Below are 17,260 nucleotides of genomic sequence, written 5' to 3' on the forward strand. Positions count from 1 at the left end.
AGAGGGCCGGAGGTGGGGGATGGGCGCATGGTAGGCAAAGCGTTTTGGTAGGGCAATAGGCGGAATTGGCGTAAAAAATTGCTTATTTACGTGCTGTAGCGAGACGTTATCGATAAATCCTCAAAACCCGTCGACAACGTTGCGGCATCTCCGCCGTCACCCCTCCTCAAAAAAATTTGTAACTGTCGTCGAGCCCGTTCGTTCGGCGCGCATGCGGCGCTCAGGAGGCGTCGCGCCACGACGGCGTGCGCTTTTCGAGGAACGAGCGCACGCCTTCGCGGCCTTCGTTCGACGCGCGGATCTTCGCGATGCGCTCGGCCGTGTCGGCGATGGCTGCATCGTCGATGGCGCGGCTCGCGAAGTCCTGCACGAGACGCTTGCATTCCTTCACAGCGTTCGGGCTGTTCTCCCCGAGCGCCTTGGCGAGTGCCTGCACGGTCGCGTCGAGCGCATCGGCGGGCACGACTTCGTGCACCAGGCCGTGGCGCTGCGCTGTCGCCGCCGTGAAGCGTTCGGCCGTGAGGAAGTAGCGACGCGAGGCGGCTTCGCCCAGCGCGCGGATGACGTACGGGCCGATCGTCGCGGGAATCAGGCCTAGGCGCGCTTCGGACAGGCAGAAATGCGCGGTGTCGACGGCCACCACGATGTCGGCCACGGCCGCCAGCCCCACGCCGCCGGCATAGGTGTCGCCCTGCACGCGGGCGATCACCGGCTTCGGGCAGCGGTAGATGGTGTTGAGCATGACCGCGAGCGTCATCGCGTCGGCGCGGTTCTCGGCGTCCGAGTACCCGGCCATCTTTTTCATCCAGTTCAGATCGGCGCCGGCGCAGAAGGCCACGCCTTCGGCCGCGAGCACGATGGCGCGCACGTCGTCGTTCGCGCCGAGCGCGCGAAACGCGCCGGTCAGCTCTTCGATGACCGTCTCGTTGAACGCGTTGCGCACGTCCGGACGATTGAGCTTGACGGTGGCGATATGGCGGTCGACGTCGAGTTTGAGCGTATCGAGTTGCATGGCTGGTAGTCCTCGTCGATTACATGCGGAACAGGCCGAAGCGCGTGTCCGGAATCGGTGCGTTGAGCGCAGCCGAGAGGCCGAGGCCGAGCACCGTGCGCGTATCGGCCGGATCGATTACGCCGTCGTCCCACAGGCGGGCGCTCGCGTAATACGGATGCCCCTGACGCTCGTACTGATCGCGGATCGGCTGCTTGAAGGCGTCTTCCTCGTCGGCGCTCCACGAGCCGCCCTTCGCTTCGATGCCGTCGCGCTTGACGGTCGCGAGCACCGACGCGGCCTGTTCGCCGCCCATCACCGAGATGCGCGCGTTCGGCCACATCCACAGGAAGCGCGGCGAATACGCGCGCCCGCACATGCCGTAGTTGCCCGCGCCGAACGAGCCGCCGATGATCACCGTGAACTTCGGCACGTTGGCGGTGGCCACGGCCGTGACCATCTTCGCGCCATGCTTGGCAATGCCTTCGTTCTCGTACTTGCGCCCGACCATGAAGCCGGTGATGTTCTGCAGGAAGATCAGCGGAATCTTGCGTTGGCAGCACAGTTCGATGAAGTGCGCGCCCTTCTGCGCGGACTCGGAGAACAGGATGCCGTTGTTTGCCACGATGCCGACCGGATAGCCCCACAGGTGCGCGAAGCCGCACACGAGCGTGGTGCCGTAGCGCGCCTTGAACTCGTCGAACTCGGAGCCGTCGACCAGACGCGCGATCACTTCGCGCACGTCGAACGGTTTCTTCGTGTCGGCCGGAATCACGCCGTAGAGTTCGCGCGCATCGTACTTCGGCTCGACCGGCGGCCGGACCGACACCGTGGCCGGCTTGCGGCGGTTGAGATTGGCCGCGATGCCGCGCGCGATGGACAGCGCGTGCGCGTCGTTCATCGCGAAGTGATCGGCCACGCCGGAGAGTCGCGTGTGGACGTCGGCGCCGCCCAGGTCCTCGGCGCTGACTTCCTCGCCGGTCGCGGCTTTCACCAGCGGCGGGCCACCGAGGAAAATCGTGCCCTGTTCCTTCACGATGATCGACTCGTCGCTCATGGCCGGCACATAGGCGCCGCCGGCCGTGCACGAACCCATCACCACGGCGATCTGCGGAATGCCCTGGGCGGACATCTGCGCCTGGTTGTAGAAGATGCGGCCGAAGTGATCGCGGTCGGGGAACACGTCGTCCTGGTTCGGCAGGTTCGCGCCGCCCGAATCCACCAGATAGATGCACGGCAGATGGTTCTGTTCGGCGATCTCCTGCGCGCGCAGGTGCTTCTTGACCGTCATCGGGTAATAGGTGCCGCCCTTGACCGTGGCGTCGTTGCACACGATCACGCACTCCTGGCCGGACACGCGTCCGATGCCCGTGATGATGCCAGCGCCCGGGGCATCGTCGTGATACATGCCGATCGCGGCGAGCTGCGAGAGTTCGAGGAACGGCGAGCCCGGGTCGAGCAGTTGCTGCACGCGCTCGCGCGGCAGCAGCTTGCCGCGCGCGATGTGCTTCTTGCGGGCGGCCTCACCGCCGCCACCGGCGAGTTGCGCAACGCGCGCGCGCAGGTCGTCGACCAGGGTCTGCATCGTGGCCGCGTTGCGCGCAAAGTCTTCGCCGCGCGGGTTGAGTTTGCTGTCGAGAATCGGCATGTGACGAAATCCGGTGGAGAGTGAGTTGTCGTTGAGTGCGGGATATCGCGGGTGAGGCGATGGGCGTTCACCCGCGCAATGTCAGTCGATGTGTCGGTCGCTCATTCGAACAGGTCGCCGTCGATGTAGCGCCAGCGTCCATCGTTCGAGCGCTCGAAGCGGCTGCGTTCGTGCAGCCGGTGCGCTCGGCCGCCGACCTTGTAGCGCGCGACGAATTCCACTTCGGCGTGCGTGTCGTCGTGCTGCACGTGCGCCTTGACTTGCAGGCCGAGCCACTGCGGGGCGTCGGCGAAGTCGAGCGCGGCGGGGCGCGTGCGAGCGGCCCACGTATCGAGCAGGTACGGTGCGTCGTGACGCACGAACGCCGTGTAGCGCGAGCGCATCAACGCTTCGGCCGTGGGCGGGATGTCGCCGTGTTCCAGGTAGCGACCGCAGCAGTCCGCGAACGCGAGGCCGCCGCAGGGGCACGCTTCGCGTTCGTTTTCCGGTGCGCGGGGGCGCGACGAGTCGGGTCTTGCCATGTGAGTCTTGCCTTGTTCTCAGATCCTGCCGTTCTTCAGGCACGCTTCGACTTGCGCGAAGCGATCGAAGCCCCAGAACGGCTCGCCGTCCACGATCACGAACGGCGAGCCGAACACGCCGCGCGCCATCGCCAGATCGATTTCGGCCTTGAGGTGGTCCTTCGCGGCGGGCGAGTGCATGCCGGTCTCGAGCGCCGCGCCGTCGATGCCGAGGGTCTCGCCGAGCCTGACCAGTTCCGCCGGCTCGCCGATGTTCACGTCGTCGACGTAGAGCGCGTGGAAGATCGACTTCGCGAATTCGGCCGACAGGTCGCCGCCGCGATGGTCCTGCACCCACAGCACGGCGCGCTCGGCGCATTGCGTCGGGATCGGGAAATGCGACGGACGCTTGTAGGCGATGCCGTGAAAGCGCGCGGTGCGCTCCACGTCGTGCCGCAGGTAGTCGGTCTTGATCGGATGCTGCATCGGGACACCCGTGCCGTTCACCTTGCAGACGATGTCGAGCAGGATCGGGTGCCATGCGACGCCGCGCCCATGCTTCGAGGCGATGTCGTCGATGCAGGTGCTCGCGAAATACCCATACGGGGATGCGAAGTCGAAATAAAAATCGATGGCGGACGTCATGTTGGCTCCGTTTCCGAGTGACGTGTCTGGCCCGCGAATCAAAAGATACGGCGGTGTGGCGACAGCTTGTTATTCCGTCGGCGACCGGGCTTCATCGGCCTGGGCGCGGCTGACTGCGTTCGTGTCCGTGCTCCTATCGTTGCTGCCGTGCGTACGGCTGCTACCGTTCCTGCTGCTCGCGTTCGAGGCTCGCACCGCTTACCAGGCGAGTGCACTGCCGTCGTAGTTGAAGAACCCGCCGTTGTGCGTGGCGCGCTCACCCGGCGCGCGGGCGAGCACGCGCCGCATGCCGGCCACGCTCGTCTGCACGTCGATATCGGCGTTCCCGCCGCCCATGTCGGTGCGCACCCAGCCCGGATGCATGGCCACGCACGTGGCGCGCTGTGCCTCGAGCGAGGCGGCCTTGACCACCGAATTGATGGCGGCCTTGCTCGCGCGATACAGCCAACTAGCGTTCGATTCCATCAGCGCGATGCTGCCCATGCGGCTCGACAGGAAGCCGAACGTGCCGCCCGCGGTTTCCACGAACGGCAGCACGAGCGGCGCGGCTTGCATGGCGCCGAGCACGTTCGTGTGGAACACGCGATCGAATTCCGCCTGCGTGACGGGCGCGAGGCCCGTCGTGCGCTCGGAATTCACGCCTGCGTTGTAGACCGCCACGTCGAGCGCCTCGCCGTCGAGCTGCCACGGCAGGCCCGAGACGGATTCGATGCGTGTGACGTCGAGCTTGAGCGGTTCCGCGCCCAGCTCGCGCAGCGCGGCCAGACCATTCTCGTCGCGCGCGGTGGCGATGACGCGCCAGCCGTCGTCGCGGTACTGGCGTACGAACTCCATGCCGATACCGCGCGATGCGCCGAGGATGAGGGCTGTTTTCATGACGGGGCGTCCAGTTCCGTGCGAGGGTGAGGTGGTGCCGATCAGACGAGTTCGATGGCCATCGCGGTGGCCTCGCCGCCGCCGATGCAGAGACTCGCCACGCCGCGCTTGCCGCCGGTCTTGCGCAGCGCACCGATGAGCGTGACCAGGATGCGCGCGCCCGAGGCGCCGATCGGGTGACCGAGCGCGCAGGCGCCGCCGTGGATGTTCACCTTCTCGTGCGGCAGATTGAATTCGTGCATCGCTGCCATCGTGACGACGGCGAAGGCTTCGTTGATTTCATAGAGGTCGACGTCGTTCGACGACCAGCCGGTTTTCTCGAACAGCTTGCGCATGGCGCCGACCGGGGCGGTCGTGAACAGCCCCGGCTGCTGCGCGAACGTGCTGTGGCCGGCGATGCGTGCGAGTGGCGCGAGGCCCAGGCGTTTGGCGGTCGATTCGCGCATGAGCACGAGCGCGGCGGCGCCGTCGGAAATCGACGACGAATTGGCGGCGGTGACCGTGCCGTCCTTGCGGAAGGCGGCCTTGAGCGTTGGAATCTTCTCGGGGTTGGCCTTGAACGGTTGTTCGTCCTGCCCGACCACGGTATCGCCCTTGCGGCCCGGCACCGTCACGGCGGTGATTTCCCAGTCGAACGAACCGTCTTTCGCGGCGTTTTGCGCACGCTCGAGCGAGGCGATGGCGAAGGCGTCCTGTGCTTCGCGCGTGAAGGCGTAGCGGTCGGCGCACTCTTCGGCGAAGGTGCCCATCAGGCGGCCCTTGTCGTAGGCGTCTTCCAGCCCGTCGAGGAACATATGGTCGATGACCTGGCCGTGGCCCATGCGCATGCCGGCGCGGGCCTTGGGCAGCAGGTAGGGCGCGTTGCTCATGCTTTCCATGCCGCCGGCGACGATCACGTCGGCGCTGCCGGCGGCGAGCATGTCGTGCGCGAACATGGCGGCGCGCATGCCCGAGCCGCACATCTTGTTCACGGTGGTGGCGCCAGCGCCGAGCGGCAGCCCCGCGCCGAGCGCGGCCTGACGCGCGGGGGCCTGTCCCTGGCCGGCGGGCAGCACGCAGCCCATCACGACTTCATCGACCTGTTCCGGCTTGAGGCCGGCACGCTCGACGGCGGCGCGAATGGCGGCCGCGCCCAGTTGCGGCGCGGCGACCTCGCCGAACACTCCCTGCAGGCCGCCCATCGGCGTGCGCGCGGCGGAAACGATAACGATCGGGTCTTGTTGCATGGCAGTCTCCTGTGATCGGTTGACGATGCCGGCGGCGCGTCGTCGGGACGAGCTCGCCAGCCTCGGAATTTCCAAAGTTTCAATCCTTCATCGTCCACACGTGCCGCAGGAGTGTCCGGCCCCGTCGGAGAGAGGGCCGGACGATGCCCGCGGGTCAGGCGCGTGGGTGACGCAATTCGGCTATCTCCGCGACACAGCGCGCATAGACGCGCGGCAGGGCGTCGAGGCTGTTGACCGACATGCGCAGATCGCGCACCAGTCCGTCGCGCAGGCCGTACACCCAGCCGTGCACCGTGACGGGCTGGTTGCGGGCCCACGCGTCGCGCAAAACCGTCGTATGGCAGATATTGACGACCTGCTCGATGGCGTTGAGCTCGCACAGGCGATCATGGCAAGCTTCGCGCGAGGGCAGGGCGTCGATCTGCTCGATGTGGCGCTCGTAGACGTCACGCACGTGGCGCAGCCAGTTGTCGACGAGGCCCATCTTCGCGCCGTCGAGGGCGGCGCCCACGCCGCCACAGCCGTAGTGGCCGACCACCATGATGTGGCGGACCTTCAGGACTTCGACGGCGAATTGCAAAACCGACAGGCAGTTCAGATCGCTGTGCACCACCACGTTGGCGATATTGCGGTGGACGAACACCTCGCCCGGGGCCAGGCCGGTGATCTGGTTGGCGGGCACGCGCGAATCCGAGCAGCCGATCCAGAGATATTCCGGCGCCTGTTGCTTGGCCAGCCGTTCGAAAAACTCGGGATCCTCCGCGTTCACGCTGGCGACCCAGGCGCGGTTGTTGTCGAGCAGATGGATGAGAGGTTGGTCTTTGTCTTCGGTCATGATCGTGTCATCCGGCGTGGGTGTCGTGCGCTGGGATGCGTCGAGCGCTCAGGCCGCCGCCGCGCGCGGTGGCGTGGCGTCCATGGCGGCCGTGGCGCCGTGCCCGGCGCCGTAGCGGTTGACGAATCGAAGCGAGACATCGTACGGATAGAAGTCGTGCATCTGTCCGGCTCGCACCCGGTCCTGGTAGTTCTGCCACAGGCCCGGATCGAAGAAATCCGGATGATGCTGGCTCAGATAGCGCCGCACGCGCGCGTCTCCCGTCAGGAACGTCTCGAACGTCTGTGGAAACACGTCGCGCGGGCCTACACGGTACCAGACTTCCCCCGACATCGCCTCTTCTTCGTTACGGGGTTCCGGCACCTTCCGGATGTGGCAATCCGTCAGATATTCCAGTTCGTCGTAATCGTAGAAGACCACGCGGCCATGGCGCGTCACACCGAAATTCTTATAGAGCATGTCGCCCGGGAAGATGTTCGCCGCCAACAACTCCTTCACCGCGTTGCCGTATTCGCGCATGGCGTGCTCGACCTGCGCATCCGTGGCCGTCTGCAGCCACAGGTTGAGCGGCGTCATGCGGCGTTCGATATAGCAGTGGCGGATCACGAGGGCGTCGCCATCGACTTCCAGCAGCGAGGGCACTTCGGCGCGCAACTGGGCGAGCAGGGCGTCGTCGAAGCGCGAGAGCGGGAAGGCCACGCTGGAGAATTCCAGCGTATCGGCCATCCGGCCCACACGATCATGCTGCTTGACCATCAGGTACTTGGCCTTCACCTGTTCGCGCGTCGTCTCCTTGGGCGGTGCGAAGCGCTCGCGAATCAGCTTGAAGACGTACGGATACGAGGGCAGGGTGAACACCAGCATCACCAGCCCGGGAATGCCCGGGGCCAGCACGAACTTGTCGCTCGAGTGCTTCAGGTGATGCAGAAAATCGCGATAGAACAGATTCTTGCCGTGCTTTTGCAGGCCGACGGACGTGTAGATCTCCGCCTTCGGCTTGCCCGGCATGATCGTGCGCAGGAAGTGCACGTAAGCCGACGGCACCTCCATGTCGACCATGAAATACGCATGCGTGAAACTGAAGATCACGCGCAACTGATCGCGGCGAAGCAGTGCGGCGTCGAGTGCGAGCTGGCCGTTCGCGTCGTGCATGATCGAGATGGCGAGCGGCGTGGTCGTGTCGCCGTTCACGATGCGCCCGACGATGTACGCCGCCTTGTTGCGGAAGAACAGCGACGAGAGCACGTGAATCTGGAAATTCGGCGCGGGTTCGAAGTCGGCGCCGAAGGCATCCTCGAAGGCGCGCATCACATAGCCGACGTCGCGCGACAGATCCGCGAACGCTCGCCTGAGCTGAAAATTCGTGACGATGCGAGCGAGCGTGGCCGCCATGCCGTCCTGCGTCGGGTAATAGACGCGGTACGTCGGTCTGGCGGCGGGGGCGTCGTTCTCGATGTACTCCGTGGCCACGGCCGGGCGCACGAAGATAAAGCGATTGTTGAAATACGAGCGGTGCAGGATCTTGCAGCACACGGAGTTGAAGAACGTTTCCGCGAGCTCCGGTTGGCGATGCTCCGTGAGCAGGCCGATGTAGTGCAGCTTGACCTGACGCCAGACCTCGTCGTCGAGCGATTGTGCGTCGAACTCGTCTTCCAGCGTTACGATGCACTCGCGCACGCGCTCGTCGTAATAGGCGATGCGATCGCGCTGGAGCTTCTGAATGCCCATGAAGTCACCCGCCTCGAAACAGGCCTGCGCCGCGACACACACCTCGCGGAAGATGCGGTAATGCTTGTCGAAGCCGTCCAGCATCGTGCGGGCGACGTCGAAAGCAAACTGCGACGACAGGAGTTTCGGGAAGTGATTCATACCGGTCGGAGCGGCCTGGGGCGGGGCGCGGTGGCGGTCATCGGTCGATTGTAGCGCCGCGACCCGCGCCCGTTGGCTCGTCTCGTATCTCGTATGGCGTCGATTACATCGTTTCCGCGAACAGTTCGCGGCCGATCAGCATGCGGCGGATTTCCGAGGTGCCGGCGCCGATCTCGTAGAGCTTCGCGTCGCGCCACAGGCGACCGACCGGATACTCGTTGATATAGCCATTGCCGCCCAGGATCTGGATCGCTTCGCCGGCCATCCACGTGGCCTTTTCCGCCGTGTAGAGAATCACGCCGGCGCAGTCCTTGCGCACCTGACGCACGTGATCGCTGCCGAGCGAATCGAGCTGACGGCCCACCGCGTACAGATAGGCGCGGCTTGCCTGCAGGATCGTGTACATGTCCGCCACCTTGCCCTGGATGAGCTGGAACTCGCCGATCGACTGGCCGAACTGCTTACGGTCGTGGATATACGGCACCACCACGTCCATGGCGGCCTGCATGATGCCGAGCGGGCCGCCGGCGAGCACGGCGCGCTCGTAGTCCAGACCGCTCATGAGCACCTTCACGCCGCCGCCGACCTGGCCGAGCACATTATCTTCCGGCACTTCCACGTTCTCGAACACCAGTTCACCCGTGTGCGAGCCGCGCATGCCGAGCTTGTCGAGCTTCTGCGCGACCGAGAAGCCCTTCATGCCCTTTTCCACGATGAACGCCGTCATGCCGCGCGCGCCCGCTTCCAGATCCGTCTTGCCGTAGACTACCAGCGTGTCGCAGTCCGGGCCGTTCGTGATCCACATCTTCGTGCCGTTGAGCACATAGCGGTCGCCGCGCTTCTCCGCGCGCAGCTTCATGCTGACCACGTCCGAGCCCGCGTTCGGCTCGCTCATCGCGAGTGCGCCGACGTGTTCGCCCGAAACCAGCTTCGGCAGATACTTCACCTTTTGCGCGGCCGTGCCGTTGCGGTGAATCTGGTTCACGCACAGGTTCGAGTGAGCGCCGTAGGACAGGCCGACCGACGCCGAGGCGCGCGAGATTTCCTCCATCGCGATCATGTGCGCGAGGTAGCCCATATTCGCGCCGCCGTACTCTTCCGAGACCGTCATGCCGAGCACGCCGAGCTCGCCCATCTTGCGCCAGAGGTCCATCGGGAACTGGTCGGTGCGATCCACTTCGGCGGCGCGCGGGGCGATTTCCTTGGCGGCGAAGTTCGCCACCGATTCACGCAGCATGTCGAGGTCTTCGCCGAGCATGAAGTTGAGGCCGGGCAGCATAGTCATGACACAGTCTCCAGAGGGCGGCGCGTGGCGTGGCGCCCGCGCGTATGTTCGATGGTGAAGCGAAAAAAGCGTTGATTCGATGAATTCGGTGAAGTGAGGCTGGCGATGCCTAGCGCGAGGGTGTCGACGGCAGCACGAACAGCGTTTGTTGCATGAGAGCGCACAGCGTCCACTTGCCGTTTTCGATGGCGAACAGTTCGGCGGTGGTGACGATGAGCGTGCGTCCGGCCTTGACGACCTGGCCGCGTCCGACCAGTGTATCGCCCTTGCCGGGTGCGAGAATGTTCAGCTTGTACTCGGCGGTGACCAGTTCCTGTTCGGGGGAAATGCGTGTGTATCCGGCGTAGCCGCCTGCCGAATCCGCGATGGCGCCAATGACGCCGCCGTGGAAAAAGCCGTGTTGTTGATTGACCTTGTCGGAGAAGGGCAGCGAGATCTCGCAGTGGCCGTCGGCCAGATGCGTGAGTTGCGCGCCCCAATGTGTCATGACGCCCTGGCTGTCGAAGCTGGCGCGAATTTTCGCGGCGATGGCGTCATCGAGCGGTGCGGCATGAGAGACGGGGACGGTGACCATGGCGACAAGGTTCACAAAAACACGAGTGTCGAGATATTACTTTACGTTTACGTAAACGTAAAGTAAGGACTTTCCAGGGGAGAGAAAGGAAGCGCTTTGCGCGGGAGACGGGATGCAAGCGGGGGTCTTACGACGATTGGGAAAGAGGGCGACGTGTTGGGCGGTGATCCGTTTGCGACAGCGGCGGGACAAAAGACAGGTTGGGTGGGCGACGGGTGGGAGAAGTGGCGAGGGAGCGGAGTATGCGGGTGGTGTAAATGGGCGATGGATGGGCGGGGATTACCGCTGCCCTGTCGTAGCGACTTTCAGGTGGAGCCTAGACAGGGTAGTGGTGATCCCCGCGGCCCTGGGGGTATGAGAGGGTGGGGGGGTGCCCCTATGTAATTAGTCAAGCACTAGGGGCGGTTTTCGGTTGATAAAAAGTGCCGTCGCGCAGCATGGCAAAGAGCACGTCGCAGCGCCGGCGAGCCAGCGCGATAAGTGCCTGGTTGTGGCGCTTGCCCTGCTGGATCTTTCGGCTGTAGTAGGCGCGTGAGATCGGGTCTCGCAGGGCGGCAAAGGCTGAGAGAAACAAGGCGCGTTTGAGTACCTTGTTGCCACGCCGGGAGGGGTGTTCGCCTCGAATCGAGGAACCAGAGCGCCGGGTGACCGGCGCGAGACCCGCATACGCGGCCAGATGGGCGGCCGAGGCAAAGGCCTTGTGCGCCACCTCGGTCAGGAGTCGTGCTGCGGTCCTGAGCCCGACTCCGGGCATGCTACTCAGGACCGGCCAAAGAGGGTTGCTTTGCACCAGGCGCTCGACTTCGGCGGCAATCTCGTCGCGTTGCTTGCGTAGGGCTGCTAGTTGCTGGGCCAGACGCGGCATGACCAGCGTGGCGGCATGAGTACCAGGCACGACTACGGTTTGTTCGGTAAGCGCCTGCGCGATGTCAGCGGCCAGGCTCTTGCCAATGCGTGGTGCGAGCTTGATCAGGCGATTCGCCAGCGTTTTTTGGCCCGCGGCCGTCAGTGCTGCAGGCGAGGGGTAGCGCTCAAGCAGATCAAGCACGGCGGGGTGATCCAGGCGAGGCCCGAGCACGCGCTCGAGCGCGGGATGAATCTGCGTGAGTAAGCCGCGAATGCGGTTGCTGGTTTGATTGACTTGGGCGGCCAGATCATCGTCGAAGCCGCACAGCATGGTCAGCTCGGCGAGCGGCTCATCGGCCAGCCGCAGCGAGCGCAGCGTATGCGGCATGGAGCGCGCGGCTTCGGCGATGACGGCGGCGTCACGTGCATCGGTCTTGGCTTCGCCGGCGTGCAGGTCAGCGATGCGGCGCATGGCCAGGCCGGGTAAGTAGGCGACGAGTGCACCGGCGTCTTGGGCGACGGCGAGCGGCAGCGCGCCAATGGTGGCGGGCTGATCGACGACGAACAGAAGTCGGCCGTGCACCTTGAGCTCATTGATGAGGGCTCGCAGCTGTGTCTCATCGTTAGGCAGGGCCTTGTTGTAGAGGCGACGGCCGTTGCGATCGAGGGCCACGGCATGGTGGTGGCCTTTGCCGACGTCGACGCCGATGAAGACATCGACGGCGTCATGAAGAGGAAAGTTTTGCATTGCAGTTTGCTCAAATGACGAATTGGCCTGCAAAAACCATGGTGGCAAGTCTCGGCATCCACGTTACGGACGGCATCGGAAAATCCCGAGCCAAACCCCTATTAGCGATCACCAGCCACCCACCAGCCCCGGTGACAACACCCCCCGGATCATGACTGCGACTGGGGGACTTAATCATGCCGGGCCTGGCTGGCCAAAACCTCAATTATCGAGGTGCGAACATAGTAACGGGGGGTGAAGCGGGAGGTGGTGTGTCGTCACGCCGAAGCCGCGTGAGTGTCAACGCATCAATGCATCAATGCATCAATGCATCAACGCATCAACGCATCAATGCATCAGTGCGAAGGCGCAGTCGCCTTGCCGAGTCGCGAGACGACCGGCGGGGCTGCTTCGCCGGCGGCTTCGAGTAATGCGAGGCATTGTGCTTCGTGCTGCGAGACCTCGTCGAGTGTGGCATGGAGGTCTTCGAGTTGTTGCTCGAGCACCTGGCGGTGTTGCGACAGCGTCTCGAGGAATACCTTGAGTTGCGGCACCGTATCCTTGGGCGATTCGTACAGGTCGAGGATCGTCTTGATCTCGGAGAGTGTGAGCCCGAGGCGTTTGCCGCGCAGCGTCAGCTTGAGGCGCGTACGGTCCTGCCCTGTGTAGACGCGATGGCGTCCGCCCGGACCCTCGCGGGCCGGCGTGAGCAGGCCCTGATCCTCGTAGAAGCGGATCGCGCGGGGCGTGATGTCGAACTCGCGCGCGAGATCGGTGATCGTGTATGTGAGCATCGGGTTAGGCAGGTGCTTGCCATTACAGATAGAATTGCCGTTTACGTTAGCGTCAACTTGCATCCTGTGCAATCGGTGTCGCCGTCAGCCTACAGTCCGACAGCAGACCCGGCAGACAACAAGAGAAAAAGCCCCTCTGGAGCGTGGTCCCCCGTGAATGCCCTCGAACAACAACTGAACTACCCGCTTGGTGATTTTCTGCCCGATGGTGGCACCGTGCACGAAGTCGCCCCGGGCGTCTTCTGGGTGCGCATGCCGCTGCCGTTCGTGCTCGATCACATCAACCTGTGGCTGCTGCGCGACGAAGTCGATGGCGTCAAAGGGTGGAGCGTGGTCGATTGCGGCATCACGCATCCGCAGATCAAAGCGTACTGGGAGCAAGTGTTCGAGACCGCGCTGGGCGGCGAGCCGGTGCTGCGCGTGATCGTCACGCACTGCCATCCCGATCACCTCGGCCTCGCGCACTGGATCTGCAAGGGCGGCGACAAGCCGCGCTGGCAAGCGCGCCTCGCGATGTCGCTGGGCGACTACGCCTGGGGCCGTCTGATGTCCGAGGGCGACAACAACAATGCCGCCAACGCCGGCGGCGACTTTGCGGTCGCGCACTTCATCGCGCATGGCCTCACCGACGAAGCCATGATCGACCAGCTTCGCAATCGCAAGACCTATTTCAGCGATCTCGTGCCCGAAGTGCCGTCGCGCTACTTCCGGCTGCGCGACGGCAACACCTTACGCATCGGCGGCAGCGACTGGCGCCTGATCGCCGGCTACGGCCACTCGCCCGAGCACATGGCGCTGTACTCCGAGCAACACAATCTGCTCATCTCGGGCGACATGGTGCTGCCGCGCATTTCCACCAACGTCAGCGTGTTCGACATCGAACCCGAGGCCAACTCGCTGCAACTGTTCCTCGACTCGCTCGGCGTCTACCTGGCGCTGCCCGAGGATTGCCTCGTGCTGCCGTCGCACGGTCGGCCGTTCACCGGCTTGCATACGCGCATCCGCCAACTGCGCGATCATCACGCGGCGCGATTGCAGGAAGTGCGCGAGGCTTGCGCGCGCACGCCGCAAAGCGCCGGCGACATCGTGCCGATCATGTTCCACCGCAAGCTCGACGCCCACCAGACCACCTTCGCCATGGGCGAAGCACTCGCCCATCTGCACTTGCTCTGGCATGCCGGCGAGCTCAAGCGACAGCGCGACGAGAAAGGCGTCTGGCGATTCTCGCCCGCGTAATCGCGCGAGTCCGTCAGTACGAAAGCACGCCCCGGAGACAAGACGTCGCCGGGGCGTTTTTCTTCGTGGCGTTGTGAGGCGGTGTCAGCATCGCCTCACAGGGCTCATCGTATTGTGGTGCTGCGGTATTGCGTTACGCGTGCTGGGTCGAGACGGCCACCTGGCGGCCGTCGCGACCGAGCAGGCCGTAAGTCAGCAGACTGATGCCGACGGTGAGCAGAATGTAGTACGCCGGCGCCAGCGGGTTCTGCGTGGCCTTGATCAGATACGTGATCCAGAACGGTGCGAGACCTCCGAACAGCATCACCGAAACGTTGTAGAGAATCGACACGCCCGTCGAACGCACGCCGACCGGGAACACCTCCGTGACGGCCGTTGGGAACGCGCCCCAGACGAAGCCCATGCAGATCGCCGGGAGAATCTGTGCGAGCAGCAGGTTGGCCATCGACGGCGCATCGTGCAGACGCGTGAACATCCAGAACGACGTCAGACCATAGAGCAGCACGAACAGCAGAATCAGCGGCTTGCGGCCGACGCGGTCCGAGATCCAGCCCGTGAGCGGGCACAGCACGGCGATGAGCATGGCGGCAACGAACGTCGACAGGCTCGCCGCCCCTTGCGTGAGACCGAGCTGCTTGACCGCGTAGATCGGCGTGTAGATCAACGTGACGTAGAACGACGTCGTGGCCGCGACCGTCAGGCCGAAGCCGGCGACCAACGAGCGATAGTGTTTCGAGAAGACGTCGGCGAGCGGTGTGCGGCGTGCCGGTTCGCGCGCGGCGGCATAGGCCAGGAATTCCGGCGACTCCGTCATGCGACGACGAATGTAGAAACCGACCGGCCCGATCAGAATCCCGAACAGAAACGGCAGACGCCAGCCCCACGATTCGAGCGCTTCCTTCGTCAGCCCCGTGTTGAGCAGGTAGGCGCACAGCCCGGCCAACGCCACCGCAAGCGCCTGCGAGCACATCTGGAAGCTGCCATAGAAGCCGCGCAGATGCGGCGGCGAGAACTCGATGAGCATGGCCGTCGATCCGCCGAACTCGCCGCCCGCCGAAAAGCCCTGGATCACCCGTGCCAGCAGGATCAGCAGCGGCGCCGCGAAGCCGATCGTGGCATACGTGGGCGCGATACCGATCAGGCCCGTGCCGAGCGCCATGAGCAGCACCATCACCGAAAGCGCCGACTTGCGGCCCGCATGATCGGCGTACAGCCCGAACGCCAGCCCGCCGATAGGACGGAAGAAAAAGGCCACGCCAAGCGACGCTACACTCGCGAGCAGCGAGTTCGTATCGTTTTCCGCGGGGAAGAAGAGTTTTGCGATGACGACTGCGAAAAGACCGTAGACCGTGAAGTCGAACCACTCGAATGCATTGCCCAGCGTAGAACCGATCACCGCCTTACGTCGCAGCGCCGGATCGATGACCGGTGTGCTGGTGGGGGTTGCCTGCATGTGCCTCTCCTGCTTGGTTGGGGCGCCGCTGTCGGATAGGGATGCGAAGGGGCGACCATCGCATGCGTCCGCTCTGTGGCGGCAAGTCCGGTTTAACGTCGTGTGTACCCTCTTTGGGTTACGGACTCACTCTAGCGCAGGTTCGCAATGCACCACAACGGGTCAATATTCCGCCCGCGAATGCCGACAGATGTCAGCGCTTGCGCCGGTAGCGGTACTCCCATTTCTCGACCCAATCCCACGTGCCCGTGTAGGGATTGAAACGGTACTCAGGAACGTAGCCGGACTCGGTTGTGTAGCAGCCGCCACGGCGCAGATAGCACTCCTGAGTCAGGAAGTGGTCTGGCCCGCGCGTATCGCGTCGCCGGTGCAGCGGCGGCGCGACGACCAGCGGCGGTGCCGGCGTGACGATGACCGGCGCCGGCCGGACCGGTGCTACGGGCGCCACGGGGGCGACGGGAACGGCCGGACCGAGAACAGCGGGCGCGACAGGCACGGGAGGAAGCGGGGTCGCGGGGCCGACGATCGCCGGCGCCGGAGCGACCGGGGCGACGGGGACGGCCGGTCCGACGACGACCGGCGCCGGCCGGGTGTACGGCGCCGGCGAGAAGACCTGCCAGTCGCCAAGTGCGGCGCAGCCGACCGTGACCAGCGGCAGGGCGAGGGCGGCGGCAAGGCAGATCGGGCGTCGAGACCGAAAGAGACGGTTGAATAGCGATGCGCTCCGGTGTGCGGCAATGGCGCGCACCGGAGCCGTGGATGGCGTGGTGTTCATGGGTAGTGACGGTGAGAGAGATTCGCGCAGGGTATCTGCCGAAACGCTGGATCGACCGTCTCGAGGCGCAATTTGGGCGACCTCCCTGCGCAATGCGGCACTACGGCGCCACTACACAACTTTTCCTACGGTTTTCCGACTATTCCCTTACCGTTCCGGCGTCTTTGCGTCGTCCTTGCGCTCCGACAAACGCGGCTTGCGCGGCGCCCGGGCGAACAGCATGTCGTAGAGCCAGCGAGGCAAGCGTCGCATGGCACACGCGACGATACCCATTTGCCATGGCAATACCACGAAGCGCCTGCGTCGTGCGATCACCGCCGCGGCCTTGCGCGCGAACTTGTCGGCGTCCATCAGGAATGGCATGGGGAAGGGGTTGCCGTCCGTCATCGGTGTCCGGATGTAGCCCGGCGCAATCGTCACGACGGCGACCTTGTCGGCGCGCAACTCCACGCGCAGGCTTTCGAGGTAAGTCATTGCCGCCGCCTTGGACGCGCTGTACGCGCCATGCCCCGGCAGCCCGCGCACGCCTGCTACGCTACCGATGCCCACGAGCGTGCCGCGCTTGCGCGCGCGCATGCCGGCGACGAAAGGGCTGAACGTGGCGACCATCGCCATCCAGTTGGTCTCCATGACGGACGCGAAATGCGGCAAATCGGCCGCATCTTCCGTATGTACGCCGTGACTGATGCCCGCATTGGCGATCACGATGTCCGGCACGCCATGACGCGAGACGAAGTCCTCGGCGGCCGCGCGCAGGGCAAGTGCGTCGCGCACGTCGAGCGCGTAGCAGTGCACGGCGTGCGGGTGCGGCAGCGTGCCGGCAAGGTCGCTGAGCTTGTCGCCACGGCGGCCGACCAGCCCGAGAATGGCGCCCTGCGCGGCGTAGTGACGCGCGAGCGCCTCGCCCAGTCCGCTCGAGGCGCCGGTGATGAAAACCTTCGGAGATGTCGTGTGTGTGGACATGTAACGCAAAAGCCCGG

General features: G+C 64.8%; 15 protein-coding genes and 1 pseudogene. 1 reads left to right on the forward strand and 15 read right to left on the reverse strand.

Going from position 1 to position 17,260, the window contains the following annotated elements; all coding sequences use genetic code 11:
* Positions 1 to 220: 220 nt before the first annotated feature.
* From RO07_RS02010 to RO07_RS02065, 12 genes and pseudogenes are all read right to left on the reverse strand, one after another.
* On the reverse strand, positions 221 to 1,012 hold the full coding sequence (locus RO07_RS02010; protein WP_039407643.1) for an enoyl-CoA hydratase/isomerase family protein: 792 nt from the start codon (positions 1,010 to 1,012) through the stop codon (positions 221 to 223).
* Positions 1,013 to 1,031: 19 nt separating this feature from the next.
* Positions 1,032 to 2,639 carry a carboxyl transferase domain-containing protein gene (locus RO07_RS02015; protein WP_039407646.1) on the reverse strand — a complete coding sequence of 536 codons (1,608 nt, stop codon included), beginning with the start codon at positions 2,637 to 2,639 and terminating at the stop codon, positions 1,032 to 1,034.
* A gap of 101 nt (positions 2,640 to 2,740) precedes the next feature.
* Positions 2,741 to 3,160 (reverse strand): YchJ family protein, encoded by a 420-nt coding sequence (locus RO07_RS02020; protein WP_039407649.1) that lies wholly within the window; start codon positions 3,158 to 3,160, stop codon positions 2,741 to 2,743.
* Positions 3,161 to 3,178: 18 nt separating this feature from the next.
* On the reverse strand, positions 3,179 to 3,784 hold the full coding sequence (locus RO07_RS02025; protein ID WP_039407652.1) for a 2-hydroxychromene-2-carboxylate isomerase: 606 nt from the start codon (positions 3,782 to 3,784) through the stop codon (positions 3,179 to 3,181).
* Positions 3,785 to 3,982: 198 nt separating this feature from the next.
* Positions 3,983 to 4,660, reverse strand: coding sequence for an SDR family oxidoreductase (locus RO07_RS02030; protein WP_039407654.1), 678 nt, complete (start codon positions 4,658 to 4,660; stop codon positions 3,983 to 3,985).
* Between the two features lie 41 nt (positions 4,661 to 4,701).
* Positions 4,702 to 5,886 (reverse strand): acetyl-CoA C-acetyltransferase, encoded by a 1,185-nt coding sequence (locus RO07_RS02035; RefSeq protein WP_039407656.1) that lies wholly within the window; start codon positions 5,884 to 5,886, stop codon positions 4,702 to 4,704.
* 154 nt (positions 5,887 to 6,040) lie between these two features.
* The gene (gene can / locus RO07_RS02040) at positions 6,041 to 6,721 is read right to left on the reverse strand and encodes a carbonate dehydratase (protein WP_052266940.1); all 681 of its coding nucleotides are present in this window, start codon (positions 6,719 to 6,721) and stop codon (positions 6,041 to 6,043) included.
* Between the two features lie 48 nt (positions 6,722 to 6,769).
* The gene (gene aceK / locus RO07_RS02045) at positions 6,770 to 8,590 is read right to left on the reverse strand and encodes a bifunctional isocitrate dehydrogenase kinase/phosphatase (protein ID WP_039407658.1); all 1,821 of its coding nucleotides are present in this window, start codon (positions 8,588 to 8,590) and stop codon (positions 6,770 to 6,772) included.
* Between the two features lie 103 nt (positions 8,591 to 8,693).
* Entirely contained in the window at positions 8,694 to 9,875 is a 1,182-nt protein-coding gene (locus tag RO07_RS02050) for an isovaleryl-CoA dehydrogenase (RefSeq protein WP_039407661.1), read from the reverse strand.
* A gap of 109 nt (positions 9,876 to 9,984) precedes the next feature.
* Positions 9,985 to 10,449 carry a PaaI family thioesterase gene (locus RO07_RS02055; protein ID WP_052266941.1) on the reverse strand — a complete coding sequence of 155 codons (465 nt, stop codon included), beginning with the start codon at positions 10,447 to 10,449 and terminating at the stop codon, positions 9,985 to 9,987.
* A 388-nt stretch (positions 10,450 to 10,837) separates the two neighbouring features.
* A pseudogene (locus RO07_RS02060) lies at positions 10,838 to 12,101 on the reverse strand (IS110 family RNA-guided transposase).
* A 277-nt stretch (positions 12,102 to 12,378) separates the two neighbouring features.
* Positions 12,379 to 12,816: a MerR family transcriptional regulator gene (locus RO07_RS02065; RefSeq protein ID WP_039407663.1), complete on the reverse strand. Its 438-nt coding sequence runs from the start codon at positions 12,814 to 12,816 to the stop codon at positions 12,379 to 12,381.
* A gap of 153 nt (positions 12,817 to 12,969) precedes the next feature.
* On the opposite strand from RO07_RS02065, the gene RO07_RS02070 reads away from it, so the two are divergent.
* Positions 12,970 to 14,052, forward strand: coding sequence for an MBL fold metallo-hydrolase (locus RO07_RS02070; protein WP_039407666.1), 1,083 nt, complete (start codon positions 12,970 to 12,972; stop codon positions 14,050 to 14,052).
* A gap of 133 nt (positions 14,053 to 14,185) precedes the next feature.
* On the opposite strand, the gene RO07_RS02075 is transcribed toward RO07_RS02070, so the two are convergent.
* From RO07_RS02075 to RO07_RS02085, 3 genes are all read right to left on the reverse strand, one after another.
* Positions 14,186 to 15,505 (reverse strand): MFS transporter, encoded by a 1,320-nt coding sequence (locus tag RO07_RS02075; protein ID WP_039407668.1) that lies wholly within the window; start codon positions 15,503 to 15,505, stop codon positions 14,186 to 14,188.
* 193 nt (positions 15,506 to 15,698) lie between these two features.
* Positions 15,699 to 16,280 carry a hypothetical protein gene (locus tag RO07_RS25675; RefSeq protein WP_052266942.1) on the reverse strand — a complete coding sequence of 194 codons (582 nt, stop codon included), beginning with the start codon at positions 16,278 to 16,280 and terminating at the stop codon, positions 15,699 to 15,701.
* 147 nt (positions 16,281 to 16,427) lie between these two features.
* On the reverse strand, positions 16,428 to 17,243 hold the full coding sequence (locus RO07_RS02085; protein WP_039407670.1) for an SDR family oxidoreductase: 816 nt from the start codon (positions 17,241 to 17,243) through the stop codon (positions 16,428 to 16,430).
* Positions 17,244 to 17,260: the final 17 nt, after the last annotated feature.

Source organism: Pandoraea pulmonicola (assembly GCF_000815105.2).
Lineage (GTDB): Bacteria > Pseudomonadota > Gammaproteobacteria > Burkholderiales > Burkholderiaceae > Pandoraea > Pandoraea pulmonicola.

Excerpts from the sequence above, each read along its gene's own strand:
- RO07_RS02010 (WP_039407643.1), bottom strand. The coding sequence starts at position 1,012 with ATGCAACTCGATACGCTCAAACTCGACGTCGACCGCCATATCGCCACC.
- RO07_RS02015 (WP_039407646.1), bottom strand. The coding sequence starts at position 2,639 with ATGCCGATTCTCGACAGCAAACTCAACCCGCGCGGCGAAGACTTTGCG.
- RO07_RS02020 (WP_039407649.1), bottom strand. The coding sequence starts at position 3,160 with ATGGCAAGACCCGACTCGTCGCGCCCCCGCGCACCGGAAAACGAACGC.
- RO07_RS02025 (WP_039407652.1), bottom strand. The coding sequence starts at position 3,784 with ATGACGTCCGCCATCGATTTTTATTTCGACTTCGCATCCCCGTATGGG.
- RO07_RS02030 (WP_039407654.1), bottom strand. The coding sequence starts at position 4,660 with ATGAAAACAGCCCTCATCCTCGGCGCATCGCGCGGTATCGGCATGGAG.
- RO07_RS02035 (WP_039407656.1), bottom strand. The coding sequence starts at position 5,886 with ATGCAACAAGACCCGATCGTTATCGTTTCCGCCGCGCGCACGCCGATG.
- can (WP_052266940.1), bottom strand. The coding sequence starts at position 6,721 with ATGACCGAAGACAAAGACCAACCTCTCATCCATCTGCTCGACAACAAC.
- aceK (WP_039407658.1), bottom strand. The coding sequence starts at position 8,590 with ATGAATCACTTCCCGAAACTCCTGTCGTCGCAGTTTGCTTTCGACGTC.
- RO07_RS02050 (WP_039407661.1), bottom strand. The coding sequence starts at position 9,875 with ATGACTATGCTGCCCGGCCTCAACTTCATGCTCGGCGAAGACCTCGAC.
- RO07_RS02055 (WP_052266941.1), bottom strand. The coding sequence starts at position 10,449 with ATGGTCACCGTCCCCGTCTCTCATGCCGCACCGCTCGATGACGCCATC.
- RO07_RS02065 (WP_039407663.1), bottom strand. The coding sequence starts at position 12,816 with ATGCTCACATACACGATCACCGATCTCGCGCGCGAGTTCGACATCACG.
- RO07_RS02075 (WP_039407668.1), bottom strand. The coding sequence starts at position 15,505 with ATGCAGGCAACCCCCACCAGCACACCGGTCATCGATCCGGCGCTGCGA.
- RO07_RS25675 (WP_052266942.1), bottom strand. The coding sequence starts at position 16,280 with ATGAACACCACGCCATCCACGGCTCCGGTGCGCGCCATTGCCGCACAC.
- RO07_RS02085 (WP_039407670.1), bottom strand. The coding sequence starts at position 17,243 with ATGTCCACACACACGACATCTCCGAAGGTTTTCATCACCGGCGCCTCG.